Annotated in this window: 17 protein-coding genes; 9 read left to right on the top strand and 8 right to left on the bottom strand. The window is 62.0% G+C overall.

What is annotated here, in order from left to right; all coding sequences use genetic code 11:
- Positions 1–39: 39 nt before the first annotated feature.
- Positions 40–930: a transcriptional regulator GcvA gene (gene gcvA, locus WHX56_RS00585; protein WP_338879932.1), complete on the bottom strand. Its 891-nt coding sequence runs from the start codon at positions 928–930 to the stop codon at positions 40–42.
- 245 nt (positions 931–1,175) lie between these two features.
- Between gcvA and WHX56_RS00590 the strand changes: the two genes are divergently transcribed.
- Both WHX56_RS00590 and WHX56_RS00595 read left to right on the top strand, forming a co-directional pair.
- Positions 1,176–3,386 carry an AAA family ATPase gene (locus WHX56_RS00590; protein ID WP_338879934.1) on the top strand — a complete coding sequence of 737 codons (2,211 nt, stop codon included), beginning with the start codon at positions 1,176–1,178 and terminating at the stop codon, positions 3,384–3,386.
- The gene (locus WHX56_RS00595; RefSeq protein WP_338879936.1) at positions 3,383–4,651 is read left to right on the top strand and encodes an McrC family protein; all 1,269 of its coding nucleotides are present in this window, start codon (positions 3,383–3,385) and stop codon (positions 4,649–4,651) included. The genes WHX56_RS00590 and WHX56_RS00595 overlap by 4 nt, the downstream gene beginning before the upstream one ends.
- A 61-nt stretch (positions 4,652–4,712) precedes the next feature.
- On the opposite strand, the gene WHX56_RS00600 is transcribed toward WHX56_RS00595, so the two are convergent.
- The 5 genes from WHX56_RS00600 to WHX56_RS00620 all read right to left on the bottom strand — a co-directional run bounded on the left by WHX56_RS00600 (position 4,713) and on the right by WHX56_RS00620 (position 10,046).
- Entirely contained in the window at positions 4,713–5,615 is a 903-nt protein-coding gene (locus tag WHX56_RS00600) for a hypothetical protein (RefSeq protein ID WP_338879938.1), read from the bottom strand.
- Positions 5,616–5,855: 240 nt separating this feature from the next.
- Positions 5,856–6,515 (bottom strand): TetR/AcrR family transcriptional regulator, encoded by a 660-nt coding sequence (locus WHX56_RS00605; protein WP_129240108.1) that lies wholly within the window; start codon positions 6,513–6,515, stop codon positions 5,856–5,858.
- A 91-nt stretch (positions 6,516–6,606) separates the two neighbouring features.
- Entirely contained in the window at positions 6,607–7,752 is a 1,146-nt protein-coding gene (locus WHX56_RS00610) for a CoA transferase (RefSeq protein WP_338879940.1), read from the bottom strand.
- A gap of 27 nt (positions 7,753–7,779) precedes the next feature.
- The gene (locus tag WHX56_RS00615; protein ID WP_338879942.1) at positions 7,780–8,838 is read right to left on the bottom strand and encodes a hypothetical protein; all 1,059 of its coding nucleotides are present in this window, start codon (positions 8,836–8,838) and stop codon (positions 7,780–7,782) included.
- A gap of 41 nt (positions 8,839–8,879) precedes the next feature.
- The gene (locus tag WHX56_RS00620; RefSeq protein ID WP_338881728.1) at positions 8,880–10,046 is read right to left on the bottom strand and encodes an acyl-CoA dehydrogenase family protein; all 1,167 of its coding nucleotides are present in this window, start codon (positions 10,044–10,046) and stop codon (positions 8,880–8,882) included.
- 196 nt (positions 10,047–10,242) lie between these two features.
- Between WHX56_RS00620 and WHX56_RS00625 the strand changes: the two genes are divergently transcribed.
- The 4 genes from WHX56_RS00625 to WHX56_RS00640 are packed head-to-tail and all read left to right on the top strand — an operon-like array spanning position 10,243 to position 14,210.
- The gene (locus tag WHX56_RS00625) at positions 10,243–11,436 is read left to right on the top strand and encodes a CoA transferase (RefSeq protein WP_338879944.1); all 1,194 of its coding nucleotides are present in this window, start codon (positions 10,243–10,245) and stop codon (positions 11,434–11,436) included.
- A complete protein-coding gene (locus WHX56_RS00630) occupies positions 11,433–12,437 on the top strand; it encodes an NADPH:quinone oxidoreductase family protein (protein ID WP_338879946.1) in 1,005 nt (334 codons plus the stop codon). The genes WHX56_RS00625 and WHX56_RS00630 overlap by 4 nt, the downstream gene beginning before the upstream one ends.
- Positions 12,438–12,469: 32 nt before the next feature.
- Positions 12,470–13,435, top strand: a complete 966-nt coding sequence (locus WHX56_RS00635; RefSeq protein WP_338879948.1) for a tripartite tricarboxylate transporter substrate binding protein — start codon at positions 12,470–12,472, stop codon at positions 13,433–13,435.
- Between the two features lies 1 nt (position 13,436).
- Positions 13,437–14,210: an enoyl-CoA hydratase/isomerase family protein gene (locus WHX56_RS00640; RefSeq protein ID WP_338879950.1), complete on the top strand. Its 774-nt coding sequence runs from the start codon at positions 13,437–13,439 to the stop codon at positions 14,208–14,210.
- Between the two features lie 78 nt (positions 14,211–14,288).
- Here the strand turns inward: WHX56_RS00640 and WHX56_RS00645 are convergent, their stop codons facing one another.
- Both WHX56_RS00645 and WHX56_RS00650 read right to left on the bottom strand, forming a co-directional pair.
- Positions 14,289–15,893, bottom strand: coding sequence for an AMP-binding protein (locus WHX56_RS00645; RefSeq protein ID WP_338879952.1), 1,605 nt, complete (start codon positions 15,891–15,893; stop codon positions 14,289–14,291).
- A gap of 55 nt (positions 15,894–15,948) precedes the next feature.
- Positions 15,949–17,160 carry an acyl-CoA dehydrogenase family protein gene (locus WHX56_RS00650; protein ID WP_338879954.1) on the bottom strand — a complete coding sequence of 404 codons (1,212 nt, stop codon included), beginning with the start codon at positions 17,158–17,160 and terminating at the stop codon, positions 15,949–15,951.
- Between the two features lie 169 nt (positions 17,161–17,329).
- Between WHX56_RS00650 and WHX56_RS00655 the strand changes: the two genes are divergently transcribed.
- From WHX56_RS00655 to WHX56_RS00665, 3 genes are read left to right on the top strand one after another with little or no spacing between them, the layout of a single operon-like run.
- Positions 17,330–18,814 (top strand): acetyl-CoA carboxylase biotin carboxylase subunit, encoded by a 1,485-nt coding sequence (locus WHX56_RS00655; RefSeq protein ID WP_338879956.1) that lies wholly within the window; start codon positions 17,330–17,332, stop codon positions 18,812–18,814.
- Entirely contained in the window at positions 18,814–19,317 is a 504-nt protein-coding gene (locus WHX56_RS00660; protein ID WP_338879958.1) for an acetyl-CoA carboxylase biotin carboxyl carrier protein subunit, read from the top strand. Before WHX56_RS00655 ends, WHX56_RS00660 begins: the two co-directional genes overlap by 1 nt.
- Positions 19,314–20,921: an acyl-CoA carboxylase subunit beta gene (locus WHX56_RS00665; protein ID WP_338879960.1), complete on the top strand. Its 1,608-nt coding sequence runs from the start codon at positions 19,314–19,316 to the stop codon at positions 20,919–20,921. The genes WHX56_RS00660 and WHX56_RS00665 overlap by 4 nt, the downstream gene beginning before the upstream one ends.
- The last annotated feature ends 24 nt before the right edge of the window (positions 20,922–20,945 follow it).

The following is a 20,945-nucleotide window of genomic DNA, read 5'->3' on the forward strand; positions in this document are numbered from 1 at the left end:
TATAGAAAGCGATGCTTTGTGATCAATTAGATAGAAAATCTAATCACCCGTAATCCGCGCCAGCAGCCAGCCGCGGAACGCCGACACCGCCCTGGCGTCCTGCTTGGCCTCCGGGCAGACCAGGTAATAGCCGCGGGAACTGGGCAAGGCCTGCGGGGACAACTGCACCAGGCTGCCCAGCGCCAATCCCTGAGCCACCAGAAAGCGCGGCAGCAGCGCCGCGCCCAGATGCGTCTGCGTCGCTTCCAGGATCATCAGGAAACTATCGAAGCGCGGCCCCTGGAAGGCGTTCGCCGGCTCGATCCCCACGTGGGCAAACCAGTCCCGCCACGCCGACGGCCGCGTGAACTGCTGCAGCAGGACGGCCCTCGCCAGATCGGCCGGCTCACGCAGGCCCAGCCGCTGCCGGTACTGCGCGCTGCACACCGGCAGCATGTCCTCGTCCATCAGATGCGTGCACACGGCTCCCGACCACGACGCTTCGCCGTAGTGGATGGCCGCATCGAACGGCTCCGCCGAAAAATCGAACGGCGCGTTGCGCGACACGAGATTCAGGTTCACATCCGCATGCGCGTCGAAGAACGTCTCCAGCCGCGGCACCAGCCACTTCACCGCGAACGCCGGCACCACCGCCAGGTTCAGGATCTCCTTGTCGCCGCTGGCCATGGCCTGGTGCGTCACCTCGCCCAAAGCCCGCAGAATCCGCCGCACTTCCGCCAGATACCGCTCGCCCGCGCTGGTCAGCAATACCCGCTGCCGCACCCGCGCGAACAGCGCCACCCCCAACTGCGCCTCCAACTGCCGCACCTGCTGGCTCACCGCTCCCTGGGTCAAATGCAACTCCTGCGCCGCGCGCCGGAAATTCAAATGGCGCGCCGCGGACTCGAAGGCCGTCAGCGTGGCGGTGGAAGGCAGGCGGATGCGGTTCATCGCGAGGAGAGGAAATGCCGGAACTAGCGGGATGGACGCAGGATAACCGATGGTGACTGGCCACGAGACGGGTCAGATGCCCCGGAAAAAATCCCATATTCACGCCACCTTCTGCGCTCCTGGCGATGATAAATTTGTCGATCTGCTCAGCAAACACCCACCCGCCTGACGCGTGCAGCGAAATGGGTCGAATGCACTGAGGTCAGGATGACGGCTGTGCTCACAAGATTAATAATGGTGATTGAATGGAAGAGTTAAGCGGCAACGCTACTTGGATGCTTGAACTGCAAGCAGTTGAGTCCCTGGGCGGCAAAGCCCTCGAGAGCCAGATCGCCGACTATGTTCACAAGCATCGGCCCGACATTAAAGAAACTACGGTCCGGCTGGAGTTAACCAACCTTGCAGTAAATGCCAACGGCCGCACGTCCATGCCGGCAGGCAAGGAACCACGTCGGACCGACGGCGGGCACAAGTTTGATCGTCTGTTCAAAACCGGCACTGGCGAGCAGGCTGTCTATGAACTCTACGACCCTGCCAAGCACGGTGTGTGGGAAATTTATCGAAACGCCGATGCATCCAGTAGTCATGGCACTTTGATCCGCAAGCTCGATGACAGGGAAGACATCTGGACCATGCTTGCCAAATACCCAACCTTCAAGTCTGGCAAGGTGGGTGGCAGCCAAAGCGGACAGGGAAGCGCGGCCTTTATCTGGCGCGCAGTGGGATACCTGATTGAAAAGGGCACGATAGAACCATTTTCCACCAAGAAAAAAAATGCGGAAAACTTAGTTCTGTCATTTTGGAAAACAGTGCCCAATGCCCCTGACATAAATCGCAATTTGCAGGAGGTGGGCAATGCGCGCTCAGCATGGCGAGAATGGCTAGGTGATAGTAATAGCGTTTTACACACCGAAAATCGTCCTCTAACATTTAACTCCGCACTCCCTATGCCCACCGAACCGCTTAACCAAATCCTGTACGGCCCACCGGGCACGGGCAAGACCTACGCCACTATCGATAAAGCGCTGGCAATTTTGGAGCCCGATTTCTCTGGCAACCGTGCGGCGAAGAAGGCCAAATTCGACGAGTACGCCGCTGCTGGGCAAATCCAGTTCGTCACCTTCCACCAGAGCTTCAGCTATGAAGATTTCGTCGAAGGTATCCGCGCCGAAACCAACGAAACTACCCGTCAGCTTGAATACAACGTCGAGGATGGGGTATTCAAGCGGTTATGCAATGCTGCACGGCGTCGTGTAGTTCAGTCGGCAGATAAGAACATCGACTTGAAGGGCCGCCGCATCTGGAAGATTTCCCTAGGTGAAGCCGGCATCGAGGAAGGCGTGTATGAGGACTCCATCCAGCAAGGGCTGGCCCTGATCGGCTTCGGCGGCAATACTGATTTCAGCGGTGTGCAGTCACGCGAAGACATTTCCAAGAAATTCCGACACGCCGTGCCGAATTCTGAATCCGATTACACGGTGGCGGCCCTCAATACCTTCATCCGCCAAGTGAAGATCGGTGACATTCTCATCGCCACTCAAGGCAACCTAAAGTTCCGCGCCATTGGTGAAGTTGCCAGCGATTATGTACATGTACCGCGTGAAAACGACACCTACTCGCAAGGTCGCAAGGTCAATTGGTTGTGCGTCTACGAGCAGGCCTTGCCGTACCAGGAATTGATGGAGAACCGCTTCAGTCAGAGAACCATCTATGAGCTGCGTGCTGGCTCCATCAATCCAGACAAGCTAGCCAAATTGCTCGCTCCGGCAGAAGCCGAACAGGATAGCGTGCCGCGCGTATTGATCATTGATGAGATCAATCGGGGCAATATCTCGCGAATCTTTGGCGAACTGATCACCTTGATCGAGTCGAGCAAGCGCTCTGGCCAGCCAGAGGCGTTGGAAGTGACATTGCCGTACTCAAAGGAACCTTTCAGCGTACCGGACAACGTCTACCTGCTCGGTACCATGAACACGGCCGACCGCTCCTTGGCCGGATTGGATGTCGCATTGCGACGCCGTTTTGTTTTTGAGGAAATGCCGCCTAGACCCGAAATGCTGGAACACCGCAAGATCGACGGAATTGACTTGACCGAATTGCTAACGGTACTCAACCAACGCATCGAAGTGTTGTTGGGTCGCGATCACCTGCTTGGGCACGCCTATTTCATCGACGTGGATTCGCTGCCGAAGTTGATTGCGAAGTTTCAGCACCAAATCATCCCGCTCTTGCAGGAATACTTCTTCGAAGATTGGGAGAAAATCGCTCTGGTTCTGAATGACCCGCGCAAGGCGAAGGAGCATCAATTCCTATCGAAGCCGGAGTTCGACATGACCACCTTGTTCGGTGCGAACTCGAATGCAGGAAACGGCGCCCCCCGCTGGGCGATCAATGCAACGGCCTTCGAGCTGCCCGATAGCTATATCGGCATCTACGCCCGAGAGCCCAATCCGTGAGCGAGCAGATCACCGTCCGAGAACATGCGCGCCTAACCACGGCGGAGGTACCGGCCTCGGCGGTGAACACAGCCCGAGTTCCAGCGTCGGCCTTCGAGTGGCTTGTAGCCGAAAACGTCCGCTTGCGCGGCCTTGGCAATGGTGCACGGCTGGTGGAGTTAGAAAGCCGGCGTGAACTGCGATTGGACAATTACGTCGGCGTGCTCGAATCGCCGTGTGGCACCCGCATCGAAATCCTGCCCAAAACACTGGAATCAGATTACGACATTACCGCCGGCCGCAGTTTGCTGCAACGGATGCTCGCTCGCTGTCTTGATCTGACGTCACGCCAATCCAGCCTGACGTCGCTGCGCACCTTCGATATGCCCCTGACCGAGTGGGTCGCCGGCCAGTTCCTGCAAGTGGTCGACCATCTAGTCAAACGCGGCCTACGCTTCGACTACCACCCTGTCCAGGGGGATCTATGCTACTTGCGTGGGCGCTTGCTCGTCGCCAGGCAGATTCGTCAACCGCCAGGCCGCGCCCACTATTTCCAAGTGGAGCACGATGTGTTCGATGCCGACCGCGCCGAGAACCGGCTGCTCCGCTCGGCTCTGGATGTGATACGCAAACGTACTCGCGAGCCGAAGCATTGGCGGCTGGCCCATGAGCTGGCCCACCATCTTCGCGAAATTCCGCCCAGTCAGAACCAGCCGGAGGACTTTCGCCGCTGGCGCGATGAAAGGCTTATGGCGCATTACGCTCCGTTGCGTCCATGGGTTTCCCTCATCCTGCACGAGCAGATGCCGCTAACTGTAGCCGGAACCACACAAGGACAAAGCCTACTGTTCCCAATGGAAAGAGTGTACGAACAGTACGTCGGCATTGGTCTGAGCCAGAAATTGCCCCTCGATGCGAAGCTGACCAAGCAGGCGGCCAGCCAGTATTTGACCCGACACCGCGAGCAGAACTGGTTCCAGTTACGCCCTGACTTTCTGATCGAACTTGGCGGCCAGCGCATCGTGGCCGATGCGAAATGGAAACTGATCGACGCCAACCTATCCAGCAGCGGAGAGAAGTACGGGCTGTCACACGCCGACTTCTACCAACTGCATGCCTACGGTCAGAAATACCTGGGTGGTAAAGGCACTATGTATGTGTTCTTCCCAAGAACCTCGAAGTTCAGCGAGCCTTTGCCCCCGTTCCACTTCGACAGAGATGAACAACTGACTTTGCACGTGTTGCCATTCGATTTGGAGGCATGCGGGCCTGTGGCATTGCCGTAGTTGTGTATTTCGATCCCAGAGACAACCGTGCCACAGATTTGAAGGTCCCCAAGGGGACCAATTAGCGGAAATCTCGATGCATTTTTTCCACCACGTCCTCGAGATGGCGCTTGTACCCTGGAGACCCTTTTCCGACGGCGGCACCAGGAGTCGAAGGAGGAAAACGCCGAGTCAATAGAAACTGCCCATAGTTTCTTTCATAGTAGGCATAGATTCCATCCATCACCGCTTTTCTTGCATGAGGATTAAAGGAAGCATTCTTGCCGTCAGGAAACCAGACCCCTTGCCCTTCGGGATAGGCGGAAAAATGCCCCAGCGCAGGGTCCGAGCAAATTTTTGTCAATCGCCCATATGACCGGGTCAGCAGATCCCATGGCAGCATATCTTGCAGGACTGCCGCAATAGGGCCGCAAGTTCCTTCATCGACGTCAAGCACCGTGGTCATCATTGCCTCGCGCCAAGCATACCGCGGGCTTTCGTCGGAGATTATCAGGTGACCGATCGCCACATACGGAAAGCCCGCCGCCAGCATGGCCCTTGCCTGCGAAAAGCCAAACTCGTTCGGTGATTTTCCCTGTTTGGCAAACGAGGCACGGATAACCCTGATTTCGACGGCCAGCGCGCGGGAAAGAACCAACTCATCCCCTTCATAGGGAATGATCAAAACATCGACGTCCCCCGGAAATGTAAGCTCAGGGACAATCTCGGCACTTGGAAGGAAACTCCCGATCATTACCCCGCTTTCTAAAGGCATCGAATCGAAATAGTCAGGAAGCAAGCTCCGATAAGCATGTCCGAATAACGGCCGGTGAGAGAGCCACGTGTAGGTTACACAGCGCTCGTCGTGCTTCACCGCCGCACCTTTCGGCATAACGAAGATCGGCACACCCTCACGCAGATCGGGCGGCCTATGCAGCAAAGGCTTGCGATATGGTGCCATCATCAGTTGATCTGCCGGAGACATGGATTACTCTGACTCGTTGCCGAGGTCCTCGATAGGACGCATTTCGACCTCCTCCCGCATCCGCGCGGTCATCAGCACCGATACACGAACAGACCGTTGTAGGAGGAGGAAGCCTTCGGCGTCAAATGCAGCCAGGCTGGGGGGTGCAGGCGATTCGCGCTACGGTCAGATACACCAAACAGGCGAGAAATATAGCGACCGGCCTGCACTTCTCCCCAGCGCCCCCGAGGACGGCACGCGTTACCGCCCCCCTTTCACCCCGAATACCACTTGCGAAGAGAGTTGCGAAGCAACGCGCTCCCGGAAATCCGGCGCCTCGGTCTCGCGGGGCCGATACCAGACCGTGATCCAGTTCAGCGAGCCCAGTATTCCCTTGGCGGCCAAAGAAGGATCGATATCGGCGAACAGGCCGTCGGCCGTCCCCTGGGAAATGACCTGCCTGAACAGATCTTCATAGACGTCGCGCATGGCGACGACTTCCGCCAGCGCTTCCCGCTGCATCGGCGTGGTGCTCACCGATTGATGCAGCTCGACACCCTGTACGGTCACGCGCTGATAATACAGAGACTCCATCATCAGGCTGGCGTGCAGATAGGCCATCCGATAGAGCTTGTCCTGGGCATTCAGCGATGTATCCGTCACAACGGGAACCTGGGTCTTGAGGTTCATGACCATCGCGCGTTTGTGCACGGCAAAGAACAGGTCCGTCTTGCTGCGATAGTAGTAATAGACACTACCTTTGGTCGCGCCGATCTGATCGGCGATCACATCGATAGAGGCCGCGGCAAAACCATAAATGGTAAATGCCTTCGCGGCCGCATCCAGCAACCTGAGTTGGTTGGTTGGCAGACTGTCGTAATCGAGGTTGACCCAGTTGGAAAGTTCAGGGCTTATTGTCACGGTATATATGCATCCTGCGAGCGGCCCACAGTATAGCGGTCCGGCCAGCCTTGCCTGCCCGGCTGGACCGGCCGTTTCTGCTGGCTGATTGTCAAGGCATGAACACGGTATCGTTGGCCGCGAGCACGGTGTTTCCCAACGTTGGCGGCGCCAGCCGGATGCTTCCGGGCGTGTCCGTCAGCTTGATGGGAATGCCGGGCCCCGTGTAGTCGGGGCTGCGGACGACCATGCCGCGAAACCTGGCATGCTCCGAATTCGCGACCGCTTCAATATCGAGGATCGGAGCCGCCGGCACCCCATCCGCCAGCAAGGCCGGGCCGAGCCGCTCTCCGTCCGTGTTCTCGAATGTCTGTCGCAGCGCTTCCTCCAGTTGTTCGCGGTTCTCGACGCGCGCGCGGTTGGTGGCGAAGCGCGCGTCCGCCGGCAAGTCGGCCCTGCCCAGATGAGCGCATAGTTTCGTGAACAGCCTGTCATTTGCGACCGCGATGAACAGCGCAACAGTGCGGGTCTTGTAAACGTTGTACGGAACGATATTGGCGTGCCGATTGCCCGAGGGACGCGGAACCTTGCCGGAGTGCAGATAATTGGTAAGGAACGGATGCGCGACCGACACCGCGCTGTCGTAGAGACTGACATCCGCCATCTGGCCTCGGCCGGTCCGATGCCTGGCCTGCAACGCCAGGAGCACCGCCATGGCCGCGTTCATGCCCGTGGTCAGATCGACCACCGGCACGCCCAGCCGGACCGGTTCGGCGCCAAGATCGCCGTTGATGGACAACAGCCCGGCCATCGCCTGGACCGCCGCGTCGTAACCCGGCAGCCTGCCATACGGACCTTCGTCGCCGAAGCCGGTGATTCGACAATGAATGAGCCTGGGGAAATTGTCGACGAACCATTTCGCGTCGGGAATGCCCCAGGCGCGCAACGTGCTCAGCTTGAAATTCTCGATCAGGACGTCGGCGGTCTCCAGCATGGCGAAGAACCGTTCGCGGTCGCCCTCCTGTCCAAGATCGAGCAGGACACTGCGCTTGTTTCGATTGACGGCATTGAAATAGGCGGAACTGCCATTGACGAACGGAGGGCCGAACCCGCGGCACTCGTCGCCTTCCGGGCCCTCTACCTTCACCACGTCCGCGCCGTGATCGCCGAGGATCTGGCCAGCGTAAGGTCCTGCCAGGACCCGGGCCGCGTCGACGACCTTCAAGCCGGCCAACGCGCCAAGGGAGTGTTGCTGCATCGCCATGCTCCTGTGGATTTCTTCGTTCTACTCGCTGACCTTCCATAGCAGCGAGGGTTTCGCGCCCACGGTCTGCATGGAAAAGGCCATGCCCAGGCGCCGGTTGTGCGCCTGCAATGCGCCCTCGATAAGCCCGTTCCAGGCCGTGGAAAGGACGGGATGCCATTCTTCGATGCCCGCCATGAACGCGCAGCCATCCTGGCGGACTTCGAAGCTGCCGTCCAGATGACGCTCGACCTGGCTGGCATCGCCGTGGGCGGCGCCGAAATCGGCGATGAAGCGAGCGAAGCCCGCCGCATTCGCCTTGTAATCTCCCCCCAGGCCCCGCGCTATTTCATGATAGAACTGCATACCTATCATCTTGCCGACCATCCTCAATCGGTGGCCTGCCTCGTCGGCGCCCCACAATTGCAGCGCGGTGGGAAACGCCGATCGTACGTACTCCATGGCGTAGTTGCGATGTGCCTTGGCCAGACGGGTCGTGGGCCATTGGTCGATCGGCAACTCTGGCGCATTGGCGGCGTCGAAATCGGGCGCATCCTCTTCACGCGCGAACCTCAGCCTCTCGTGGGGAAGCAAGTCCCGCTCATACTCGTAGTAGTAGCCTTCCAGGCCGGACTGGCCATCCACCGTTTGCTTGGTGCAGACAAAGCCCAGGCGTGGATTGGCCAGCATCGTGCCGTTCTGCGCGTGCCAACCCTGCAACATGGCGCGAGAGACCTCGGGCGCAACGCCGCACAGGGCCGTCCCGGACCAGATCCAGCGCGGCGCCGCATAGCGTATCCAGGCCTTGCGGTCCGACTCGTACATGTACTCCACCGCCACGCCGCCGATGTGGTTGGACAGATAGTGGTACTGCGCGGCCGCGACCGCGTGAGGCAGGCCGGTCAGGTTCAGCTTTTCAAGACCTGGCAGGAATCGCTCGCGCCGCTGCCTGCTGAAGATCTCATATACCAGTTCGGCGGCGCATGCCGCCCCATGGCGGGTCGTCACGTACAGGACCAGGCCGGTGAAGTAGGCGTGATAACACTCCGCCACGGCCCGCCAGGCGCCTATCGGCTCATCCCCGAATTGATCGTCGTTCAAGTCTCTCCTCCCTGTACAGAATCTTCGTCGCGGGCCGCGGCTCAAGCGGCTTGTATCTCGGCCTCGCGCTTGATCGCGCGCGCGATGACCAGGCGCTGGATCTCCGAGGTTCCCTCATAGATCTCGGTGATCCGCTGGTCCCGGTAGCAACGCTCCACGACATTCGGCTTCACATAGCCGCGCCCGGCCAGGATTTGCACCGCATGGTCGCACGCGGTGTGAGAGGCCTCGCTGGCGAACAGCTTCGCCATCGCGCCCAGCGTACCGATATCGCGCCCCTCGTCATAGGCCCTGGAAGCCTCGTACATCATCATTCTTGCGGCCGACAGTTGCGTCGCCGAGTCGGCCAGCATGAACCCGATGCCTTGATGATCGATGATGGAGCGGCCGAACGTCTTGCGCGAGGCGGCGAACCGGCAGGCGGCGCGATAGCTGCATAGCGCGATGCCCAGCGCCTGGGCCGCGACGACGACCCTTCCGACGTTCAGCGTGGACAACGCCAGGCGCAAACCGTGCCCGATCTCGCCGACGACGCTCGATTGCGGAACCCGGACGTCCACCTTCAGATTGGTCGTCGTCGTGCCGCGAATGCCCATCTTGTCTTCGTAGAAATCGACCACCGCCCCCTCCGTATCGCGAGGCACCCAGAAGGCGGTTATCGCATGGCGCGAGTCGGCTTGCGCCGTACGGGCGAAGACAATGAAATGATGAGAATGGCCGCCATTGCCCAGCCAGCATTTCTCGCCGCGGATTCTCCAGCCGTCGCCTTCGCGAACGGCGGTCGTCTCGATGGCGGACGCGTCCGAGCCGGCGCCCCGCTCGCTCAGGGCGAAATTGACGGCCTCGCCCCGCTCGGCCAGCCCGCCCAGCAATGTCTGCTTCTGCGCCTCGGTTCCTCCCAGCAAGACAGGGAAGGCGCCCAAGGAGAGAGCCGCCATGATGGCCGCCGTGGAGCCGCAGCCCTCGGCGATGGCCTCCACCGCGGCCACCAGGGCGGTCAGCGACGCGCCGCCGCCGCCGTACCGGGTCGGGATGAACAACCCGGAGACCCCCGATTCCCGCAGCGGCTGCAAATGCTCGACCGGATAACGCTGCTCCTGGTCTATCGAATGCGCGGCGGGAGCGAAGTACCGGTCAGTCAGCCCCTTGGCCGCGGCTTGCCAACGCAACGCCTCGCTATCCAGCGGGGCTTCCCAAATTGCTGCCATGAACACCTCATCGGTCATTGAACATTCAAGATACTACGCAGTATCATAGCCTCAAACAAGATTGCCGACCAAGGGAAAAACAGCGCTGTTTCATAGGGGTAAATACGAATTTCACAGGAACTCTTCACCAAGAATACTACTCAGTATCTAAGCATTTTGATGTTCTCAACCTTGTCGGAGCATGGGTAGGCAACACATGAGTGGACCACTGACTGGCGTGCGGGTACTGGATATGACGACGGCCCTGTCCGGCCCCGTCTCGACGCACATTCTTGGCGACATGGGGGCCGACATCATCAAGGTGGAGCCCCCCGAGGGCGACAGCATCCGCGACCTCGGCCCCGCCCGCCATCGGGGCATGGGCGCGATGTTCATGCATACCAACCGCAGCAAGCGAAGCATCGTGCTGGACCTGAAGATCGAAGCCGGCCGCGACGCTTTTTTGCGCCTGCTGAGCCAGACCGATGTCTTTGTCTGCAACATCCGTCCCAAGGCCATGGCACGGCTGGGGCTGGCGTACGACCAGACCGTTGCGCTCAATCCCGAGCTGATATACGTGAACATCGTGGGCTACGGTTCCCATGGGCCTTATGGCGACAAACCCGCCTACGACGATCTCATCCAGGCCGCGGCCGGCATCGCGTCGCTGCGCGCCCCGGCCGACCCAGCCCGCTATACGCCGATAGCGCTGGCCGACCGGATCAGCGGCATTCTGGCGGCGAATGCCGTGCTGGGCGCGCTGTATCACCGCGCTGTGCAGGGAAAGGGCCAACACATCGAAATACCCATGTTCGAGTCGATCGCCTCCCTGGTGCTCGCCGATCACATGGCGGGAGCGACGTTCGAACCCCCTGTGGGCCCGCCCGTCTTCCATCGCTACGCCTCGATCCGCCGGCCCTTCCAGACCCAGGACGGATTTCTTTGCATGATGGTCTTGACGGACCGCCAATGGCGCGAGTTCTTCGCGACCGTGGGGCGCCCGGAAGTCATGCAGGACGAGCGGTTCAGCACCATGGCGAATCGCACCGGGCATCTGGAGGAACTCTATGCCACCGTGTCGGAGATTCTCGCGAGCCGCCCTACCGACCATTGGCTCGCCTGCCTGGAAGCGGCGGACATTCCCGTGGCCCGGATTGAAACCATGGAATCGCTGCTGGTCCATCCACACCTTCGGCAAACCGGGTTTTTCGAAATGATCGACCACCCCACCGAAGGACGGGTGCGCAGCATGGCCCGGACCAGCACCTGGTCCGTCACCCAGCCCGAGGCCACGCGGCACACCCCCAGGCTGGGGGAACACAGCCGCGAAATTCTGGCGGAGGCAGGCTTTTCCGAAGAAGAAGCCCAGTCTCTGTTCGACAACGGTGCAGTCAAAGGATGCCAAGCGTGAAAGCCGTCGTGTGCAGACAGTATGGCGGGCCGGATTCGGCTCGCCTTGAAGAGATAGCGCCGCCGGCGATACGGCCAGGCTCGGTGCGAGTACAGGTCCAGGCGTGCAGCGCGAGCTTCGCCAGCTTGCTGGTGATGGAAGGCAAGCACCAGAACAGGGCTCCCCTGCCGTTGATACCGGGAACTGAGGTGGCCGGCGTCGTGATCGAGACCGGCGAAGGCGTGACGCAGTTCCAGGCCGGCGACCGCGTCATCGCCGGTGTGCAAAGCGGCGGTTACGCGCAAGAAGTCGTCGTGCCGCAGCAGACCGTCTTTCATATGCCGGAACAGGTGTCCCACGACTCGGGCGCGCATTTCCCGACGATCTACGGCACGGCTTATGGCGCGCTGCAATGGCGCGCCGACCTGATGCCCGGAGAATTCGTTCTGGTTCACGGGGCTGCCGGCGGAAGCGGCCTTGCCGCCGTGGAAATCGCCAAGGCGCTTGGGGCCACGGTAATCGCCACGGTGGGCTCGCAGGCCAAGGAGAGCATCGTCCGGCAGCACGGGGCGGACCACGTCATCAACTACCGGGATACGGATTGGCGCGACGCGGTGCTCGGACTGACCGACGGCCGCGGCGCGGACGTCATCTACGACCCCGTCGGCGGCGACACCTTCGACACCTCGCTTCGATGCATCGCGCCGGACGGCAGGATCATCCCCATGGGGTTCGCCGGCGGCCGCATACCCACGGTTCCCGCCAACATCGTTCTGGTGAAGAACATCAGCGTCATAGGGGTCTATTGGGGCTATTACTTCGGCTGGGGCCGGCACCCCGTCGCTCCCGCCAACGATGCGCGGTTGCGGGCTGCCTATGCGCAACTGTTCGATTGGACCATCCAGGGAAAGCTGAAGCCGCGCACGCACGCAACGCTTCCCCTCTCCGAATTCAAGACCGCCTTGCGCATGATCGCGAACCGCGAAGTCATGGGCAGGGTAATCATGAAGCCGCAGGAATAGCGGACCTCATCTACATCATCCAGGAGACAACCATGTTCAAACGCATCGCCGTTCTGGGCGGACTTGTGCTTGCCAGCCTATGTCCGGTCCTTGCCGCCCAGGCCAAGTATCCCGCCCGGCCCGTCGTGCTGATCTCGCCCTATCAGGCCGGCGGCACGACCGAGACATTCGCCCGGCTGATCATCGACGACGTCGGCACCCTGCTTGGCCAGCCCATTGTCATCGAACAGAAACCCGGCGCCGCGGGGACGATCGGCGCGCGCATCGTCGCGACCAGCGCGGCCGACGGCTATACCCTGCTGGCCAATACGTCGCAGCACGTTATGTATGACGGCATGCTGACGCGCTTGCCATTCGACCCCATGAAGGATTTCCGCCCGGTGGGCGTGTTGGGCTCCGCGCCCATCATCCTGGTCACCGGCCGGGACTCGGCCTACCGGAGCTTCGAAGACGTACTGGCGGCAGGAAAGACCAAGACCGTCACGTTCGCGTCCGGCGCGCAGGGCTCCCTGCCCCACCTGACGGGCGAGCGCGTCGCCATCCAGGCCAACCTCAAGATGACGCACATCCCTTTCAGCGGCACGGCCCCCGCCCTGACGAACGTCATCGGCGGCCACGTCGATCTCCTGTACTCCACGGCCGCCAGCGTGATGCAGCAGATCCGCGGCGGCCAACTGCGGGCCTTGGCCGTTTCCACCAAGGAACGGATGAAAGAACTGCCGGACGTGCCGACCATCGCTGAAATGGGCCTGCCCGGATTCGACGTGACCGCCTGGTACGGCGTATGGGCGCCCAAGGACACGCCCGCCGAAGTCGTGGACGCCTTCAACAAAGCCATGCGGGAAGCCTCCTCCACCCCGGCCGCCCACAAACGCATGGAAGCGCTGAGCGTCACGCCGAACGACATGACCGCGGACCAATTCTCCCAATTCGCCGAGAGCGAGCGCCGCACCTGGCTCGACGTGATCAAACGCGCGAACATCCAACCGGTGAACTGACATGGCGAATGTTGGGGATATCGGCGTCCGCATCGAAGATCATGTGGCCTGGGTCACCATCGACCGCACCCACCGGATGAACGCCTTGGCAAAGTCGACGTTCCGGCGGCTGATAGACGTATCGCTGTCGCTGGATCTGGATCCCTCCGTCAGGGTGGTGGTGTACAGCGGAGCGGGAACGCGCGCCTTCTCCGCCGGCGTCGATCTGAAAGAGCTGGATGCGGAAGGCAGCATGGCGCACCCGATGGGCGGCGCAAACCGGAACCTCAATGAGGTCGTGCTGGAAATGTCCAAGCCCACGATAGCGGCAATCAACGGTGTTGCCGCCGGGGGAGGCTGCGAACTTGCCCTGGCCTGCGATATCCGCGTGGCCGCCTCGACCGCCAGGATCGGCTTGCCGGAAGCCAAGGTTGGAATGGGGGCCAACTTCGGCAGTGTCGTTCTGCCCCTTCTCATTCCCAGAGGCGCCGCGCTGGAAACGCTTTTCAGCGGAGAACTGCTTACCGCCGCGGACGCTTACCGGCTCGGCTTGATCAACCACGTCTTCGAGCCGGACGATCTCATCGGGCAGACATTACAGTTGGCCCGGAAAATCGCCGCCAATGCGCCGCTCTCGGTGCAGCGCATGAAGGCCGTGGCGTCCAAGAGCGTCGGCTTGCCCGTATCCGCCGCCCTGCGCCTTTCGGTAGGGCCGAATCCCTACGACAGCGAGGATAGAAAAGAAGGCGCGCGGGCATTCCTGGAAAAACGCCAACCCGTTTTCTTGGGAAGGTAGAAAAGCCCGCGCGGATGCGCGCCGCCGCCGGCGGCGTGCTGATTGGCCTGTCTTCCGGGACAGCGCCCGAAGGGCGGACTAACGCCGGCTTTCGGATGCGTAATGGTCCGCGTAGGCGCGGCGGAGAACGGCCTTCTGGATCTTCCCCGTCGCCGTCTTGGGCATGGCGTCGACCACGATGAACGACTTGGGACATTTGAAGGGGCTCAGGCGCTCGCGCAGTTGCTGCATCAGCGCGGCCTCGTCGAGACGCTTGCCCGGGCGCAGCAGCACGATCGCCGTCACGGCCTCGGTCCAGCGCTCATGGGGCAGGCCAACCACGACCACTTCCGCGATATCCGGATCGCTCGCATACAAAGCCTTCTCCACTTCGATGGAAGCGATGTTCTCGCCCCCGCTCTTGATCACGTCCTTGAAGCGGTCCTTGAACCAGAGCACGCCATCCGCATCGAAGTAGCCGGCATCGCCCGAATGGAACCAGCCATGCCGGAAAACGGTATCGGTGGCGTCCTGGTCATGCAGATAGCCGCTCAGCGCCTGGGGACTCCGGTAGACGATTTCGCCGGCCTCGCCCTGCGGCAGGAGCCTTCCCGCTTCGTCGATGATGCCGACCTGGACATTGATGCCCGGCGTTCCCACCGCGCCGGGATGGCTGAGCTGGTGCTCGGGCCGGAAGAAGGTGGCCACGGGACTCATTTCCGTCTGGCCAAACATGAGCGAGAAGCCGCAGCCGAACGTGTCGATGGCGGCGCGCAGCTCATGGTCCGGCATCGGCGCCATGGCATAGACGGCCAGTCGCAGGCTGCCGACATCGCGCGCGCGGGCCTGCTGGGCCTCCACCAGCGCGCGGTACATCATGGGAAGGGCAAACAATACCGTCAGCCGCTCCCGCACAACCAGATCCAGCAACGATTGCGCCTCGAAACCCTGCATGATCACGATGCACGCCCCCACCGCAACGGCCGGCGTGCAGATGGCGTTCAACTGCGCGGTGTGGAACATGGGCATCAAGGCCAGCACCCGGTCGCGGCGGCTCAGCTCGGTGTCGATGGCCGTGCCCAACGATTCCAGATAAATCGCCAGATGGCTGCCGACCACTCCCTTTGGCGCGGAGGTGGTGCCGCTGGTATACAGATAGGACAACGACGCGCGATCGGGAACGGCGACCGATGGGACGTCCGACACCTGGCCAGCCGATAGCTGCGCGAAGGAGATGCGCGCCAGCGGTTGGGGCAGATCGGCTTGCGCGTCCTCGCCCTCATCGATCACGAACACGTCGCGCAACGCCTGACCGGGCGTCAAGCCCGTAAGGAACTGCTCCAGCATTCGCGCGGTGACGACCGCGCCGCGCACGCCGGCATGCTGCAACACATAGGCCAATTCGCCGTGTCGCCACAACAGGTTGATAGGCACGCACACGACGCCGATCTTGGCGCACGCGAAATAGGTCGCCAGAAACTCGGCGCTGTTTCCCGACATGAGCGCCAGCGCATCGCCCACCTTGTAGCCGCGGGCAAGCAAGCCATGCGCAAGCTGGTTGCTCCATGCCTCCAACAAGGCATAGCTGTAGCGGCGCTCGCCGTCGATCACCGCGTCGCTCCCAGGCGCCCTGGCCGCGCTGCGCGTGAGCAGGTCCCCTACGTTGATGCGCCTTACAAAATCCCCGCCCGCGTGTTGTGTCATGCCCGCCTCCCTTTCCGTGGGAATATCCGTTCCAGGACTCAGTTCCGGGGCCTGGTCACCCTTTGAGCAGTTCGCCGCTGATAATGAGCTTGCGCACTTCGGTCGTGCCCGCACCTATTTCCAGCAGCTTGATGGCGCGGTAGAGACGGTTGATTTCCGACTCCCAGATGTAGCCTGTGCCTCCGTGCACCTGAACCGCCTCGTCCAGTACGCCATGCATGCCGTTGGCCGCGAACATCACCGCGGCGGCGGTCAGCTTGTGGATTTCGCCGCGCCCGGCATCCCCATTTTCCAGCGCGCTGGCCGCGCGCAAGGTCTGATAAGTGAACACCCGCATGGCCTCCACTTGGGTATACATAGTGGCGATCTTGTCCTGCACCATCTGAAAACTGGCTATCGGTTTGCCGAATTGCTGGCGCGCCCGCGCGTAGTCGATGCTCAGTTCAAGCGCCCGCTCGGCAATGCCCAGGCACAGCGGAGCGATCATCGCCCGCTCGAAGTCCAGGCCGCTCATGACCACCTTGACCCCCGCATTCTCCTGGCCCATCAGATTCGCCACGGGCACACGGCAACCGTCGAACACGAGCTCGCCGGTCTGGCTTCCGCGAAACCCCATCTTCACGAGCTTTTGCGCGACGCGGAAGCCTGGCATGCCCTTCTCCACAAGAAACGCGGAGATGCCCTGCGCCCCAAGATCGCGATCGGTCTTGGCATAGACCAGCAAGACATCCGCCACGGGGCCATTGGTGATGAAGATCTTTGTCCCGTCCAGCACATAGTGGTCGCCCACCCGACGCGCGGTGGTGCGCATGGAGCCCAACGCGTCCGACCCCGCGCCCGGTTCCGTCAAGCCCAAAGCGCCCACCAGCTTCCCGCTCGACAAGCCGGGCACGAACCGTGCTTTCTGCTCATCGCTCGCGTTGCGCAGAATGTTATGTAGGCACAGGTTTTCGTGCGCAACCCATGCCAGCGCCAAGGCATGATTCCAACGGGCGAAGGCCTGGAGCACCAGGCCGCTGGTGAAGAGGTTCAGGCCCGTCCCCCCCAGCGCCTCCGGCGCCGTTATGCCGAAATAGCCGTTGGCGCCGATCCGCTCGAAGATGCCGGCCGGCCACCATTCTTCGTCATCCATCCGTTGCGCCAGGGGATAAAGCTCGGCGCGCGCGAAGCGATCCGCCTGCGCGAGCACCTCCATTTCATCGTCCGACAGACCGGCGAATAGCTGAGGCGTGGAACGTTGTTCGATATGCAAGCCACTTTCGGACATGGTCACTCCACCTTTAGGCAACACGACCTAGATTGACCGTACCTACAATTTGAGTGACGCTCATATTATCTTCACGCCAGGATTTTTCCACATAGGGAAAACACTGGCTTAAAGAAAAGTGAGTGACGCTCAATAATCTGCATGATCGTCAACATGAACTGGAGCGCAGGTGCAAACCAACTGGCCTTTCCAATCGGTGCTGATCGCGAATCGAGGCGAGATCGCTGCGCGCATGGTGCGCACGGTGCAACGCCTTGGCCTGCAGGCCGTTGTGGTGCATCACGCCGTCGATGCGGACACTCCCGCGGTGCGCCTGGCGGACACCGCCATCGAAATCACCGGAGCGACTCCGGTGGCGGCCTACCTCGACGGCACGCAGATACTGGAGGCGGCGCGCCAAGCCGGGTCTGGCGCCATCCATCCGGGCTACGGCTTTCTCTCGGAAAATCCGTCGTTCGCGCGCCAGTGCCGACAGGCGGGCCTGGTGTTCGTGGGCCCCTCCGCCGAGGCGATCGAACTGATGGGGGACAAGGTGCGCGCCCGCGCATTCGTCGCCCAGGGCGGCTTTCCCGTCGCGCCTTCCGCGATCGAGGACGACGATCCTGACAGCTTCGTCGAACGCGCGGCGGCCGTCGGCTTCCCGCTGCTCATCAAACCGGCCGCCGGCGGGGGAGGAAAAGGCATGCGCATCGTGCGCGAAGCGGCGGCGCTGCGCACCGAACTGGACCGCGCGCGCAGCGAGGGGCAACGTTACTTTGGCGATGGCCGCCTGTACGTCGAGCGCTTCATCGAAAACCCCCGGCATATCGAAGTCCAGGTGTTCGGCGACGAATATGGCACTGTCGTCCATCTGTTCGAGCGCGAATGCTCGGTGCAGCGGCGCTTCCAGAAGATCGTGGAAGAGTCGCCGTCACCGGCTCTGTCGCCACAGGTGCGCGATGACATCTGCGCCACTGCCGCGGGCATCGCCCGGCGCGCGGGCTACTGCAACGCGGGGACGGTCGAGTTCATCTGTGGCAATGGCGAGTTCTACTTCCTGGAGATGAATACGCGGCTTCAGGTCGAACATCCCGTCACGGAGGAGATACTGGGCATCGACCTGGTGGAACACCAGTTGCGCGTGGCGGCAGGCGAAAAGCTGGCCTTCTCGCAGGAAACGCTGCGGCCTCGCGGCCACGCATTCGAGTTCCGCATCTATGCCGAGGATCCGTCGCGCGGCTATCTCCCCACCACCGGGCCGGTGCTGGCCCTGCGCGAGCCGCGCGCCGCGGGCATCCGGATCGATTCAGGCATCGCCGCTGGGCAAGAGATCACCGCCGCCTTCGACCCCATGCTGGCCAAACTGATCGTCAGCGCCGCCACGCGTGACGAAGCCATTGCGCTGGCCCGGCGCGCCCTGGACGACTATGCGCTGCTGGGTTGCAAGACCAACATAGGGTTCCTGAGGAGGCTGCTGTCCCACCCGGCCTTTTTGGCGGGCGAGATCCACACGGGTTTTCTGGATGCGCACCCCGAGGTCGCCGCGCAGCCGCCGCTATCCGACGAAACACTGCACCGGCTGCTGGCCGCCGCGGCGCTGGCGACGCGCCCGGTGCGCGATGCCGCCGACGCCGTGCCGGCGTTGCATGCCGGCATGGGCGACTGGAGAAACTGATGTTGCACGCATTTCTTCTGGACGGCGAAGCACACGAACTCTGGCTCGGCCGCTCTCGCGAGGGCTATTGCCTGCATGCCGGCGGCCGGCGAATTCCCGTGGATCTACTGGAGCGCGGCGGACATGCTCACGAACTTGTCATCGATGGCGACAGTTACCGCGTCCTCATCGCAAGGCGGGGCGATGAAGTGCATGTGCACCTGAATGGAGAAAGCCACCTCCTGCGCTACGTCCATAACCTCAAGCGTTTTGCCGGCGATCCCGCGGACGAGGGAGACGCCGTGACGCGGGCCCCCATGCCGGGGTCGATCATCGCCGTTTCCGTGGAAGTCGGCCAGCGGGTGCGCCGGGGCGACGCGCTGATGGTGATAGAGAGCATGAAGATGGAAACCACCATCAATGCCGCCTGCGATGGCGCGGTGCAGTGCCTGCACGTCGACGTCGGGCAGCTCATCGACAAAGACGCCTTGCTTATCACTCTGGACAGGAGCGCCTCGGAATGAACCGCATCGAATCCGCGCTGAACACGCGCTCAGCAGATTTTCTGGCCAACCGTGAACACAACCTGGGGCTGGCCGCGGCGCTGCGGCAACAGCAGGATGCCGTTCGCCACCAGCGTCCCGAGCGCGACATGCAGCGCCTGGCCCGCCAGAATAAGCTGTTCGTGCGGGATCGCCTCAGGCAATTGCTGGATCCAGGCACGCCGTTCCTCGAACTGTCCACCCTGGCAGGCAACATGGAGTATGACGGAGAGGTGCCCGGCGCCGGCGTAGTCACCGGCATCGGAATCGTCAGCGGGCGCGAGGTAATGGTCAATGCTTCCGATGCAAGCGTGAAAGGCGGGGCCTGGTACCCGCTGTCGGTCAAGAAGATCGTGCGCGCGACCGATATCGCCGTCGAGAACCGCCTGCCCATGGTCCACCTGTGCGACAGCGCCGGAGGCTTTCTGCCCCTGCAGGCTGAACTTTTTGCCGATCGCCACTTCGCCGGGCGCATCTTCCGAAACCAGTCGATCCTCTCGAAGATGGGTGTTCCCCAGGTCGCCATCGTGCTCGGGCATTGCACCGCCGGCGGCGCGTACGTGCCCGCGCTGTCGGACTACAGCGTGATTGTGCGGGGGAACGGCGCCATCTTCCTCGGCGGGCCGCCATTGGTGAAGGCCGCCACCGGCGAAGAGGTGAGCGCCGAGGATCTGGGCGGATGCGACGTGCATACGCGCCTGTCCGGGACGGCCGACTACCCCGCCGGCAACGAGTACGAGGCCATCGCCATCGCCCGGGACGTCGTGGCGCAATGGCAGCGGCCGCAGAAGGCGCAAGTGGAATGGCAGGAGCCCGAGGCGCCCTACTACGACCCCCGGGAACTGTATGGCATCGTGCCGCGGGACATCAAGGTGCAGTTCGATATGCGCGAAGTCATCGCGCGCATGGTGGACGCCAGCCGTTTCCATGAATACCAGCCCGCCTACGGCCCGACGCTGCTGTGCGGCTTCGCCCATCTGTGGGGCTACAAGGTCGGCATCCTGGCCAACAACGGCGTGCTTTTCAACGAGAGCGCCCAAAAGGGGTGCCACTTCATAGCGCTGTGCAACCAGAACCGCACGCCGCTTATCTTCCTGCAGAACATCACCGGCTTCATGGTCGGGCGCGACTATGAACGGCGCGGCATCACCAAGGACGGGGCCAAGATGATCATGGCCGTGGCGGGTTCCGAGGTGCCCAAGTTCACCGTCGTCTGCAACGGCTCGTTCGGGGCGGGCAACTACGGCATGTCGGGACGCGCCTTCGACCCCCGCTTCCTCCTCATGTGGCCGCAGAGCCAGATCTCGGTCATGGGCGCGGAGCAGGCGGCCAACGTGCTCGCCGACGTGAAGCTGCGGCAACTTGCGCGCAATGGGGAAAAACTCTCGCCGGAACAACTGGCAGCCATCCGCGATCCCGTGCTGGAAGACTACCGCCGCCAATCGAGCGCGCTGTATTCGACGTCGCGCCTATGGGACGATGGCATAATCGACCCGACAGATACACGCAACGCCCTGGGCATCGCCTTGAGCGCCGCGCTCAATCAACCTATAGCCCCCCCAAGCTACGGCGTGTTCCGCATCTGAGCGGCCGAGCCCGCCGCAGTCGAT

This window comes from Achromobacter veterisilvae (assembly GCF_037619525.1).
Classification (GTDB): Bacteria; Pseudomonadota; Gammaproteobacteria; order Burkholderiales; family Burkholderiaceae_B; genus Achromobacter; species Achromobacter veterisilvae.